This is a genomic window from Streptomyces platensis (genome assembly GCF_008704855.1).
GTDB lineage: Bacteria > Actinomycetota > Actinomycetes > Streptomycetales > Streptomycetaceae > Streptomyces > Streptomyces platensis.
On record NZ_CP023691.1, the window covers coordinates 2,911,448 to 2,923,682 of the forward strand.

Annotated in this window: 11 protein-coding genes; 6 read left to right on the forward strand and 5 right to left on the reverse strand. The window is 70.5% G+C overall.

The features are described from left to right. Window positions 1-112: 112 nt before the first annotated feature. The 4 genes from CP981_RS12790 to CP981_RS12800 all read left to right on the forward strand — a co-directional run bounded on the left by CP981_RS12790 (window position 113) and on the right by CP981_RS12800 (window position 3,170). Entirely contained in the window at window positions 113-1,021 is a 909-nt protein-coding gene (locus CP981_RS12790; RefSeq protein ID WP_085927111.1) for a carbohydrate ABC transporter permease, read from the forward strand. Window positions 1,022-1,044: 23 nt separating this feature from the next. Next, window positions 1,045-1,881: a carbohydrate ABC transporter permease gene (locus CP981_RS12795; protein ID WP_085927098.1), complete on the forward strand. Its 837-nt coding sequence runs from the start codon at window positions 1,045-1,047 to the stop codon at window positions 1,879-1,881. A 40-nt stretch (window positions 1,882-1,921) separates the two neighbouring features. Further along, entirely contained in the window at window positions 1,922-2,062 is a 141-nt protein-coding gene (locus tag CP981_RS37680) for a hypothetical protein (RefSeq protein ID WP_158092687.1), read from the forward strand. Between the two features lie 175 nt (window positions 2,063-2,237). Beyond that, window positions 2,238-3,170 carry a TauD/TfdA dioxygenase family protein gene (locus CP981_RS12800; protein ID WP_085927109.1) on the forward strand — a complete coding sequence of 311 codons (933 nt, stop codon included), beginning with the start codon at window positions 2,238-2,240 and terminating at the stop codon, window positions 3,168-3,170. Between the two features lie 84 nt (window positions 3,171-3,254). Here CP981_RS12800 and CP981_RS12805 read toward each other — a convergent pair whose 3' ends face one another. After that, window positions 3,255-4,100, reverse strand: a complete 846-nt coding sequence (locus tag CP981_RS12805) for an ArsR/SmtB family transcription factor (protein WP_085927097.1) — start codon at window positions 4,098-4,100, stop codon at window positions 3,255-3,257. 558 nt (window positions 4,101-4,658) lie between these two features. On the opposite strand from CP981_RS12805, the gene CP981_RS12810 reads away from it, so the two are divergent. Continuing rightward, window positions 4,659-4,868 carry a hypothetical protein gene (locus CP981_RS12810; RefSeq protein WP_085927096.1) on the forward strand — a complete coding sequence of 70 codons (210 nt, stop codon included), beginning with the start codon at window positions 4,659-4,661 and terminating at the stop codon, window positions 4,866-4,868. Window positions 4,869-5,016: 148 nt separating this feature from the next. On the opposite strand, the gene ppdK is transcribed toward CP981_RS12810, so the two are convergent. The 3 genes from ppdK to CP981_RS12825 all read right to left on the reverse strand — a co-directional run bounded on the left by ppdK (window position 5,017) and on the right by CP981_RS12825 (window position 10,472). Next, a complete protein-coding gene (ppdK, locus tag CP981_RS12815) occupies window positions 5,017-7,752 on the reverse strand; it encodes a pyruvate, phosphate dikinase (RefSeq protein WP_085927095.1) in 2,736 nt (911 codons plus the stop codon). A 352-nt stretch (window positions 7,753-8,104) separates the two neighbouring features. Next, window positions 8,105-8,809, reverse strand: coding sequence for a type 1 glutamine amidotransferase (locus CP981_RS12820; RefSeq protein ID WP_085927108.1), 705 nt, complete (start codon window positions 8,807-8,809; stop codon window positions 8,105-8,107). Between the two features lie 145 nt (window positions 8,810-8,954). Further along, window positions 8,955-10,472: an MFS transporter gene (locus CP981_RS12825; protein WP_244329638.1), complete on the reverse strand. Its 1,518-nt coding sequence runs from the start codon at window positions 10,470-10,472 to the stop codon at window positions 8,955-8,957. Window positions 10,473-10,574: 102 nt separating this feature from the next. Between CP981_RS12825 and CP981_RS12830 the strand changes: the two genes are divergently transcribed. Then, window positions 10,575-11,486, forward strand: a complete 912-nt coding sequence (locus CP981_RS12830) for a helix-turn-helix transcriptional regulator (protein WP_085927093.1) — start codon at window positions 10,575-10,577, stop codon at window positions 11,484-11,486. Between the two features lie 93 nt (window positions 11,487-11,579). Here CP981_RS12830 and CP981_RS12835 read toward each other — a convergent pair whose 3' ends face one another. Continuing rightward, window positions 11,580-12,152, reverse strand: a complete 573-nt coding sequence (locus CP981_RS12835) for a MarR family winged helix-turn-helix transcriptional regulator (protein WP_167536090.1) — start codon at window positions 12,150-12,152, stop codon at window positions 11,580-11,582. Window positions 12,153-12,235 lie beyond the last annotated feature (83 nt).

The window sequence follows — 12,235 nt, forward strand, 5'->3', positions numbered from 1 at the left end:
GGGAGGGAGCGGAGGGAGCGGAGGGGGCGGAGGGGCGGTCGGGGTCACGGACGAGCCGGTCCGCCGGGCGGCGGTCGCGCCGGTTGCCGGGCGGCCTTCGCTCGGTGTCCGGCTGCTCGGGCCGCAGCGGCGGAATCTGTGGTTCTGGGCCTTCGTCGGGCCGTTCGCCGTCGGGCTGGGGCTGTTCACCTACGTGCCGTTGGCGTGGAGCGTCTATCTGAGCTTCTTCGACGCGCACAACACGGTGAGTCCGTCCGGCGCGGATTTCGTCGGGCTGGGCAACTACGGCGCGATGCTGAGCGATGCGTCCTTCCTCGGCAGTCTGGGGACGTTTCTGCTGTTCACGGCGTTCATCGTGCCGGCGACGTATGTGCTGTCGCTGGCGCTTGCGCTGATGGTCAACCGGCTGCGGTTCGCCCAGGCGTTCTTCCGGTCGGTGTTCTTTCTGCCGACGGCCTGCTCGTATGTCGTCGCGGCGGTGATCTGGAAGCTGTCGATCTTCAACGGGGTGCGGTTCGGGCTGGCGAACACCGTGCTGGGGTGGTTCGGGGCGGACCAGACGGCCTGGCTGTCGACGACCGATCCGCCCTGGTACTGGCTGGTCATCGTGACCGTACGGCTGTGGTTGCAGGCCGGGTTCTACATGATCCTTTTCCTGGCCGGGCTCCAGCGGATCCCGCCGCAGCTGTACGAGGCGGCGGCGGTGGACGGGGCGCGGCCCGGCTGGCAGACGTTCCGGCACCTCACTTTTCCGCAGTTGCGGGCCACGTCGGTGGCGGTGGTGCTGCTGCTGGTGATCAATGCGTTCCAGGCGTTCGACGAGTTCTACAACCTGCTGAGCGATGCGCGCGGCTATCCGCCGTACGCCCGGCCGCCGTTGGTCTACCTCTACTACACGGCGCTGGGCCGGGATCAGAACCTCGGGCTGGGCAGCGCGGGTGCGGTGATCCTGGCGCTGATCATCGCGGTGGCGACGGTGGTGCAGGCCCGCTGGTTCGGCCTCGGCCGCAAGGAGGAGTGAGCGGGGATGGAGAAGTGAGCGGGATGGACGATGCGCTGACGAGGGCCGGGCGGGCGCTGCGGGTGGTGCTGGTGGTGGCCCTGGCGCTGCTGTTCCTGGTGCCCTTCTATCTGCTGGTGCGAAACGGGCTGGCGACGGAACAGGACATCACCGCACCCGACTGGACGTTCTTCCCGCGGGTGCTTCAGTGGTCGAATCTGACCGAGGTCTTCCAGGACCCGAACCTGCCGCTGGGGCGGGCGCTGCTCAACTCCACGCTGATCGCGGTGTCGACGACCGCCGGTACGGTGCTGCTGGCCTCACTCGCCGGGTACGGCCTGGCCCGGATTCCGTACCCACACGCCAACATCGTCTTCTACGCGATCCTGGGGACGCTGATGGTCCCGGCGGCCGTGACGTTCGTGCCGAGCTTTGTGCTGGTGTCGTCGCTCGGTTGGATCTCCACGCTGCGCGGGCTGGTCATTCCGACGCTGTTCAGCGCGTTCGCCTGCTTCATCTTCCGGCAGTACTTCCTGGGCTTCCCGCGGGAGCTGGAGGACGCCGCGCGGGTCGACGGGCTCGGCTACTGGCGGACGTACTGGCGCATCGTGGTGCCCAACGCCCGCCCGGTCTTCGCCGCCGTCGGCACGATCGTCTTCATCGGCGCCTGGAACGCGTTCCTGTGGCCGCTGGTGATCGGTCAGGACCAGGAGGCCTGGACGGTGCAGGTGGCGCTGTCGACGTTCACCACCGCGCAGAACCTCAATCTGCATGAGCTGTTCGTGGCCGCGGCGGTCTCGATCGCCCCGCTGGTGGTGGTGTTCCTGGTGCTCCAGCGGTACATCGTCGCGGGGGTGGAGCGCAGTGGGATCGATGACTGACGCATTGAGGACACCTGGCTGAGGGGGTACGGTGCGTGGCATGAGCACGCACCTGGACGTCCGTGAGGCGGAGCCGCGCGACCGCGGCCCCCACGGCGAGTGCGCGCCCCGCGGCCTGAGCTTTCTGCGCCGCCGCGGCCGGGTGGGCTCTCCCCCGGCCGGCTGTTCCTGTACGTCCTGACGGCTCCGTGAGCTGAGGTCCGGCCGCCGGTCATCCGCGGTCCGGGCCCGCCGGCGCCCCAGCGACTCTCCCGCGCCCCACCCTGCCCTGCCCTGCCTCCCCCCTTCCCTTCCAGGAGGATCAGTTGACGGCTCTCACCGGCTCCACCGCTCCCGCCCCGGGCACCACTCCCGCCATTCCTGCTCCTGCCGCCACTCCCGCCCTGCGCCCCCACCGCATCCCCGCCGACGGGCTGTACGAAGGGCCCCGCCTCCTGCGCCGGACACCCGACGGCTGGGACGACCGGCCCTACGAGCGCTTCGAGGTCGTGCCGCAGGCGGCCACCATCGGGGCCGAAATCCGTGGGCTGGACCTGTCCCGGCCACTGTCCGCGGAGCTGCGTACGGAGCTGAACCGGGCGCTGCTGGAGTGGAAGGTGCTGTTCTTCCGCGGGCAGCGGCTGAGCTCCCCGGCGCAGCGGGAATTCGCCCGGAATTGGGGCGAGCTGGAGACCAATCCGCTGCTGGCGCCGGGGGATTCGAAGGACGTGGTGCGCTTCGACAAGACGGCCGGCGGGGTCCCGACGTTCGAAAATGTATGGCACACGGATGTGACGTTCCGGGAACGCCCGGCGATGGGCGCGGTGTTGCAGCTGCGTACGGTGCCGCCCGCGGGCGGGGACACCATGTGGGCCGATATGGCGGCGGCATACGACAATTTGCCACCGGAAATCCGGGCACGGATCAATGAGGCGCGGGCGGTGCACGACTATCTTCCGGGCTTCGCGCGCTTCTACTCCCCCGCTCAACTGGCGCCATTTCAGGAGGAGTTCCCTCCGGTCGTGCATCCGGTGGTACGCCGGCACCCGGAGACGGGGCGCCGGATGCTGTTCGTCAACGCCTCCTTCACCACCCGCATCGTGGGTCTCGGCCGGGCGGCGAGCGACCGGTTGCTGCGGCTGTTGTTCCAGCAGGCGCAGGTGCCGGAGTACCAGGTGCGCTGGCGCTGGCAGCCGGGGGATCTCGCGTTCTGGGACAACCGCGCCACCCAGCACTACGCGGTGAACGACTACGGGACGCACCGCCGGGTCGCCGAACGGGTCGCCATCGCGGGCGACCGCCCCTACTGACCGCGGGGACGCCACCGGCGGAAGTCCCTGCCTCCCGCCCCGGCACGACGCCCTCGGCGCCCCTGCACCCGCCCCCGGCGCTTCTCACCGGAGCCGCTCGTACGCCGCCTCCTCCGCCGGGCGTGCGCCGCGCAGCAGGGCGGCGCCCAGCGGGGTGAGGGTGTGCAGCACCGCGTTGCCCTGCCGCAGGGTGAGCAGCAGACCGGCGTCGCGGAGCACCGTCGCATGCTGGCTGGCGGAGGCCAGCGAGACATCGGCGCGCCGGGCGAGTTCGCTGGTGGTGCAGCCGACGCCGATCCGCTGGAGTATCGCGGAGCGGGTCTGGCCGACCAGCCGGCCCAGGGAGCGCTCCGGCGGGACCTGGGGCGTGAGCCGGGGCGCGGGGTGCTCCACGGGGTAGACCAGGACGGGCGTCAGGTCCGGGTTGTGGAAGGTGACGGGGGTGCGGCGGCAGAAGTACGACGGCAGCAGCAACAGCCCCCGGCCGTTGAGGTGCAGATCGCGGTCCACCGGATAGTCGGCCTCCAGGACCGGCGGGCGCCAGCGCATCATCGGCGGGAGCGAGGCGAGCAGCCGGTCCGCGCCGCCGTCGAGCAGCGCCCGGCCACGGGCCGCCCGGTCGGCCTCTATACGGCCCTGGACGCGCGGCCAGTACGGAGCGACGGCCGCCTCGTAATAGCGCAGGAGTATTCCGGCGAGCCGGCCGAGGGCACGGGTGTCGCCGTCGGCCATCGCCCGTATCCACGACGGGAACGGGCGGGCGGCAGTGGAGAGCCGGCCGAGCTCGGCGCCCAGCCGGGAGGCGGGCGTCTCCCGCAGGGCGGCGAGCGCGTCGGTCATCCCGAGGAGCCCTTCGGCGGGCGTCAGGAAATCGGGAAAATAGCCGCGCGTGGGCACCAGCGGCGCCAGCAGCCGCGCTTCGCCATTCAACCTTCCCCGTGTTTCCGATCGCCATTTGCCGAACGCCGAATCGTCCCGTCTGTCACGTAGCCGGTGAAAGCTTAAGACGGTCTCCCACAGTGCGTCCGGGCGTGCCGCAATGCGCACACGGGCCAGATCGAGTCCACTGAAATGGACGCGTAACACCGAACCCCCACCCCTGGTTTCCTCAGTCGGCCCCCGGCACGCCTGAGTATGCACGCCAACACGCGCGGTCACCATGCCCTTTTGGCCAGACTTGAAAGTGGTCGCGCCACCAGGGGGCCGGAAGGAATGCTGTAGTCAATTCAACGGCGGTGCGAACGGACCGGGTTGCTCGATCCCGTGGGGGGTGATGGGCACACCACCGGCCGCTCGCCAGCCCCGTTGAAGGCCGCCTTCCCGCGCCGACCGGGGTGGCGGCAGCTCCCGAGGGGGGAGTCCGGAGAAAACGAGGGCGGCACCTCCGCACAGGTGCCGCTCTCGTCGGACCGGGCAGGAGCACGCGGGCCGTCGTCCGGCCCCTCTCCACCGGATGCACCCTCGGGGCCACAGGGGCAGGCTGGAGGCATGGCCGAGCACCCGCCCGTCATCGTGCATCCGCCGTCGCCCACCGGTGGCCGGCGCGTCACGATCGAGGGCGAGATCCTCGGCCTCGCGTACAGCAGCGTCGATCTTCTGGAGTTTCTGCGCCGGGCCGGGCTGGACACCGACGTGGTGTCGCTCGACGACCATGACCTGATCGAATGGCGGGGCGGCGGCCACAACGTCTGGATATGACGAAGGGCGGCACCTCCGCACAGGTGCCGCCCTCGTCGGGGTGCCGGAGCCGGTGTCAGGCCGGTGAGGGTGAGGTGCCGTGGCACCGGCTCCGGTGGGCTGTCCGGGGGCCGCGGACGCGCCTGGCGCCCGCGGTGCCCCGGTGGGGTCAGCGGCTGTCGCTGCCCTTGGACTCGGCGGCCGCCCGGCCCGCCTCCAGTCGTGCGACCGGGATGCGGAACGGGGAGCAGGAGACGTAGTCCAGTCCGGCCTCGTGGAAGAAGTGGACGGACTCCGGGTCACCGCCGTGCTCGCCGCAGACCCCGAGCTTGAGGTCGGGGCGGGTGGCGCGGCCGGCCGCGACGGCGTTGCGGACCAGGGAGCCCACGCCGTCCTTGTCGATGGTCTCGAACGGGCTGACGCCGAAGATGCCCTTCTCCAGGTAGGCGGTGAAGAAGCTGGCCTCGACGTCGTCGCGGCTGAAGCCCCAGACCGTCTGGGTCAGGTCGTTCGTACCGAAGGAGAAGAAGTCCGCGGACTCCGCGATCTGACCGGCCGTGAGGGCGGCGCGGGGCAGCTCGATCATCGTGCCGAGGGTGAGCTTGAGCTCGACGCCGTGGGTCTTCTCGACCTCGGCGATGACCTGCTCGGCCTCCTCGCGGACGATCTCCAGCTCCTGGACGGTGCCGACCAGCGGAATCATGATCTCCGCACGCGGGTCGCCCTTGGCGTTCTTGCGCTCGGCGGCCGCCTCGGCGATCGCCCGCACCTGCATCGCGAACAGACCGGGGATGACCAGGCCGAGGCGTACGCCGCGCAGGCCCAGCATCGGGTTCTGCTCGTGCAGCTTGTGCACGGCCTGGAGGAGGCGCAGATCGTTCTCGTTGGCGTCCTTGCGGGCCTCGGCGAGCGCGACCCGCACCGACAGCTCGGTGATGTCGGGCAGGAACTCGTGCAGCGGCGGGTCCAGCAGCCGGACCGTCACCGGGAGCCCGTCCATCGACTCGAACAGCTCGATGAAATCGGCCTTCTGGAGCGGCAGCAGCTGGCTGAGCGCGGCGTCCCGGTCGGTCTCGGTGTCGGCCAGGATGAGGCGCTCGACCATCTCGCGGCGCTCACCGAGGAACATGTGCTCGGTGCGGCACAGGCCGATGCCCTGGGCGCCGAACCGGCGGGCGCGGGCGGCGTCCTCGGCGTTGTCGGCGTTGGCCCGTACGCGCAGCCGGCGCACCCGGTCCGCGTACGCCATGATCCGGTGGACGGCCTTGACCAGCTCGTCGGCGTCCTCCGCGCCGGCGTGCATCCGGCCCTCGAAGTACTCCACGACCGGGGACGGCACGACCGGCACCTCACCGGCGTAGACCTTGCCGGTGGAGCCGTCGATGGAGACGACGTCGCCCTCCTCGATGACGAACCCGTCCTGGGTCGTCATCCGGCGGGACTTGGTGTCGACCTCCAGCTCCTCGGCGCCGCAGACACAGGTCTTGCCCATGCCGCGGGCGACGACGGCGGCGTGCGAGGTCTTGCCGCCGCGGGAGGTGAGGATGCCCTCGGCGGCGATCATGCCGTTGAGGTCGTCGGGGTTGGTCTCCCGGCGGATCAGGATGACCTTCTCGCCGGAACGCGACCACTTGACGGCGGTGTACGAGTCGAAGACGGCCTTGCCGACCGCCGCGCCCGGGGAGGCGGCGATGCCGCGGCCGATCATCTCGGACTGCGCGCCGAGGTCGAAGCGGGGGAACATCAGCTGCGCCAGCTGCGCGCCGTTGACCCGCTGGAGGGCCTCGGCCTCGTCGATCAGGCCCTGGTCGACGAGCTGGGTGGCGATCCGGAAGGCGGCACCGGCGGTGCGCTTGCCGACCCGGGTCTGGAGCATCCACAGCTTGCCGCGCTCAATGGTGAACTCGATGTCGCACAGGTCCTTGTAGTGCGTTTCGAGCGTCTCCATGATCTGCATCAGCTGGTCGTACGACGCCTTGTCGATCTGCTCCAGGTCCGCGAGCGGGACCGTGTTGCGGATACCGGCGACGACGTCCTCGCCCTGGGCGTTCTGGAGGTAGTCGCCGTAGACGCCCTGGTGGCCGCTGGCGGGGTCGCGGGTGAAGGCGACACCGGTGCCGGAGTCGGGGCCGAGGTTGCCGAAGACCATGGAGCAGACATTGACCGCGGTGCCGAGGTCGCCGGGGATGCGCTCCTGGCGGCGGTAGAGCTTGGCGCGGTCGGTGTTCCACGAGTCGAAGACCGCGCGCACCGCGAGGTCCATCTGCTCGCGCGGCTCCTGCGGGAAGTCGCGGCCGGTCTCCTTGGCGACGATGTCCTTGAAGTGCGCGACCAGGCTCTGGAGGTCGGCGGCGTCCAGGTCGATGTCGACGCGGATGCCCTTGGCCTGCTTGGCCTCCTCCAGCGCCTCCTCGAAGAGCTCGCCGTCGACGCCCAGCACGGTCTTGCCGAACATCTGGATGAGGCGGCGGTAGGAGTCCCACGCGAAGCGCTCGTCGCCGGCCTGCGCGGCGAGGCCGGAAACCGACGCATCGGAGAGGCCGATGTTGAGGACGGTGTCCATCATGCCGGGCATGGAGAACTTCGCACCGGAACGCACCGATACGAGCAGCGGGTCATCGGCCTGGCCGAGCTTCTTGCCCATCTTCTGCTCAAGGGCGTCGAGGTGCTCGGAGACCTCGGCACGGAGTGCCGCGGGCTCGGTGCCGCTGTCGAGGTAGACCTTGCAGGCTTCAGTAGTGATCACGAAGCCGGGAGGGACCGGAAGTCCCAGGTTGGTCATCTCAGCGAGGTTCGCACCCTTGCCGCCGAGCAGGTCCTTGAGGTCCTTGTTGCCCTCGGTGAAGTCATAGACGAACTTCGCGGACGAACGCTGGGTTACGTGGGGATCTTGTGTTTCCGGCACGGCACTGTCTCCTCGCCGACGGGCTGCCCTGACGGCGAGGAACATACCCAGATCGAAGGCGTATGGGTACGTCCACTTGGTCGACATACCTGCGTAACCAGTCGTCCGCCACCAGATCGAAAGTGATCACGCGTTTGGACCATGCTTCATTACCTGAATGCATCACTGCGCTACGTAGCCGAAGAGTGAAACTATGCTACGCAGCGCCACGAATGGGTTAATGAGTCGAACACATGAAGCATGGCACCCGGTGCCACCATTGGAGAGATGGAGCCCCGCTTCTAGTGCTCATCTGAGCGCCACCCCTATCAGGGGTGGCGAGAATCACGCGCTCATGTGTGACCCGGTTCCATCATTTGGACCCGCTCCCGGCTATGTGATCAAGGAAAGCGTCCACCAACGTGCGGGCCCGCGCGCGGACGGCAGGGAGATCTGCCCGCAATTCGGCCACCAACTGCTCCGGGTCGACGCCCACCTCGGCCGCGATCGCCGCCCCGTCCTCGTCGAACCACGCCTGGAGCACCTCCGGCGTCACCTCCGGATGAAACTGCACGCCCCAGGAGCGGCCGCAGACGAAGGCCTGTGAGGCGACGTCGTTGCGCGCCAGCTCCCGGGCGCCCGGCGGCAGCAGCCAGCGCTCCCCGTGGAACTGGAACCAGGGGCCCGCCCCGACCAGCTCCGGTGCGTCGGTCGTCAGGCGGCTCCAGCCCAGTTCGAAGCGCGGGGCGGCCTCGACGCCCCCGCCGAGCGCGGTGGCCAGCGCCTGGCCGCCGAAGCAGATGCCGAGCACCGGGACCCCGGCCCGGTGCGCCGAGCGCAGCAGGGCCAGTTCCGCCTCGATCCAGGCGTTCCTCCGCGCCACCGACCATGGAGCACCCAGCGTCAGGATCAGGCCATAGTGCTCGGCCGCCGGGAACGCCACGTCGACGTCCGGGGTCGTATACCGCTCGGCCGGCACGACGAGCAGTTCGTCGAGCTCATAGCCCCGTTCGGCCAGCCGCTCGCCCACGTGGCCCGCGGTGGACAGATGGTCGTGAACGATGACCAAGGCACGCATGCCGGTCACCCCCTCCCGTTGGCGGGGCCGCCGGGACCCCGGTACCGACACTCCGTTTGGGCTCAAACTTCAGTATCGCCCGGGTGGCCGTCCGGCGCGACGGCTCTGCTGTACGTCTCTGGGCCGGTGGGGCGCCGATCCACGCTCAGCGCCGGGTGCGCAGCAGCGGGAGCAGCGCCAGCGCCCCCAGCAGGGCGCCGGCCGCCGCCGGCAGCGCGGTCGCGTACAGGGCCTGCGCCGAGACGACGGCCGACGGCGCACCGGCGGCGCCCGCGGTCCCGGGACGGTCCGCGAGGGCCAGGAAGACGCTGCCGTACGCCGCGACCCCGACCACCTGCGCGAGCTGCGGGACGGTGGTGAGCACCCCGCTGGCGTCCGAGGCGTCCGCGGGCTCGATCCGGGACAGCGCGAGGGTCAGCAGCGGGCTGGTGGTGTACCCGAGACCGAGGCCCCAGAGGAGCTGGAGCGCCGGCAGGACGAGACCGCCGTGGCCGCCGGTGCGCAGGGCCCACCCGATGCCGAGGTAACCGGCCGCGGTCAGGGCGCAGGCCGCGGCGATCATCGGCAGATGCCATCGGGCGGGCAGCTTCTGCCAGGTGAGGCTGCCGGTGGCGATGCCGACGGCCAGCGGGGCGAAGGCCAGACCGGCGTGGGTCGCGGACTCGCCCAGCCCCGACTGGAGATGCTGGGAGAAGGAGAAGAGGAAGCCGGCGTAACCGGCCATGCCGAAGAACAGCGCGGCCGCACCGCACACCAGGTCCTTCGAGCGCAGCACCCGGCCGGGCACCAGCGGAGCCCCGCCGCGCCGTGCGACCCCCCGCTCGACCAGCACGAACACCACGGCCATCGGGACCACCGCGCTCAGACAGAGCGTCGTCCACAGCGGCCAGTGCTGCTCGTGGCCCAGGACCAGCGGGACGACGAGCAGCAGCAGCGTGGCCGTCAGGGTGACCAGGCCGGGCAGGTCCAGGCCCTTGGCCGACGGGGGCGCCCCGGCGGGCAGCAGCCGTACCGCGGCGGCCAGCAGCGCCAGCCCGACCGGCACATTGATCAGAAAGACCGGGCGCCAGCCGGTGCCGAACAGATCCGCACTGACCAGCAGTCCGCCGGCGACCTGGCCGACGACCACGGCGACCGCGATCACCGCCGCGTACAGGCTCAACGCCCGTGCCCTGGCGGGGCCTTCGAAGGTCAGCTGGATCAGGCTGTAGATCTGCGGGACCATCAGCCCCGCCCCGATGCCCTGCACCACCCGGGCGGCGATCAGCACCCCCGCCCCCGGCGCCAGACCACAGCCGAACGAGGCGAGGGTGAAGGTGGCGAGACCGGCCAGGAAGACGGTCCGGAAGCCGTGCCGGGCACCGAGCCGGGCGCCGGTGATCAGCAGCGCCGCATAGGAAATCGTATAGCCGGAGACGATCAACTGGAGTGCGGAACCGGTGGTGTCGAGATCGGTCCGCATGGTCGGGGTGGCGACATTCACCACGGTGGCATCCAGCAGCGCCATGAAGACCGCGCCGAGAATGACGAGAAGAATTCCGGTGTGCCGCGGTCGTTTTGCGTTCGGGGCAACGGGCTTCCTGTACACCGTGCCGTCGTCCACGGATTCGGCGGCGGATATCCGGCCGGATCCGGGCCGGCGGTCCTGGGTCATCTCACTCATGGCAGCGATGATCACGGCCGGGGGATTCGGGTACCAGATATCCAGTGATCCTGGTACCGGCGGTATCTGGCACGGGGTCACGGCGTCCCGCATGATGGTGCGGTGTCCAGCACCAACCCCCGTTCCCCAGCCGCCGCGGCCGCCCGGCGCGGTGAACTCGCCGCGTTTCTGCGGCTCCGCCGGGAGCGCATCACCCCGGCGGACGTCGGACTGCCCGCCGGCCCGCGGCGGCGCACCCCGGGACTGCGCCGCGAGGAGGTCGCCCAGCGCGCCGGTGTCGGAATCGCCTGGTACACCTGGCTCGAACAGGGCCGGGCCATCAACCCGAGTGTGCAGGTGCTCGATGCGATCGCCCGCGCGCTGCTGCTCGGCCCGGCCGAACGCGAGCATCTGCACCGGCTCGCCGGGGTCCCCGGGGCCGCGGCCTGTGTCCCGGCGCGGCAGCCGCTGCCGTCCGAGGCGCAGACCATTCTGGATTCCCTGAATCCCCTGCCGGCCGGCATGGTGTCCGCCGGTTATGACGTGCTGGCATTCAATGACGCCTATGCGGCACTCGATCCCCGTATGGTGCTGCTCCCGCCGGCCGACCGTAATGTGCTGTGGCGCCTCTTCACCGCGGACGAGGAAAACCAGCCGCTCGTCGACTGGGAACGCGAAGTCTCCTTCATGGTCAGCCACTTGCGCGCCGAATTCGGGCGCCGGCTCCATGACCAGCACTGGCGCGCGTATATCCGGAAACTCTCCGAGGCGAGCCCGCTTTTCGTGGACATGTGGGCCCGGCACGAAGTCACCGCACCGGTCACCCACCGCAAGCGATTCCGGACGGTCGACGGCCGCGAGGTCACCATCACGGCGACCGGATTCACGACAGTGGCCGTCCCGGACGCCAAGATGTGGATTTATACGCCGGCCGACGGGGATGCCGTCCGGGTGCTCGGTGAACTCCTGGGCCGCTACCGGGAGTCCGGGGCCGCCGGGCTGGTGGCCGCCGGTGCGGGCGGCCCGGGGGGCTGACCACCGCAAGGGCGTGATGCGGAGCAATTGCCCGTAGGCACGGCCGGGGCAGTGAGCCCGCCAGCCACGCCCCGGTCCGCTCCCCTGCCTCTTCTACCGCTTCGCCCGGCGTCCGCTCCGCCGCGGGCGCGGGTCCTGGCCGTCCAGCAGCTCCAGCCGCCGCTCCTCGCCCCGGGTCTCGACCTGCGCCACGATCCGGCCCAGCAGCTCCGCCAGGTCCAGCGCCTCGTCGTCGCTCAGCCCCTCGGTGACGAAGACTTCTTCGGCGTGGAACTCGGGGAAGACCCGGGCCATCAGCCGCTCGCCCTCGGGCGTCAGCGCGAGCAGGGCGAGCCGTCCGTCGGTCGGATGGTCCTTGCGCTCCAGCAGGCCGCGGCTCTGAAGGGTGCGGGCGACGCCGGTGAGCGTGCCCTTGGAGATCCCGGCGTCCTCGGCGACCCGGCGGGTCTCCCGCTCGCCCCCGATCCACACCACCCACAGCACGACGAAGGAGGTCCAGGTCAGCTCGACACCGCGCAGTACGGAGTTCTCGAAGTGCTGCCGTACGGCCGCCGCGGCGCGGTAGAGGTGTGCGACCGCGGCCATCCGCTCGTGGCGCACGGGGGTGTCCCCGAGCTTGGCCTGTACGTCCTTGTCCGCGTCCCCGGTGGAACGGTCCCCGTTCACCACAGCGACTCCCTCGGCCGGTCCGTCAATCCCGCCCACCGTCTGCCGGACCTCGTGGGCGGCCGTACGAGCTGCCGCAAAAC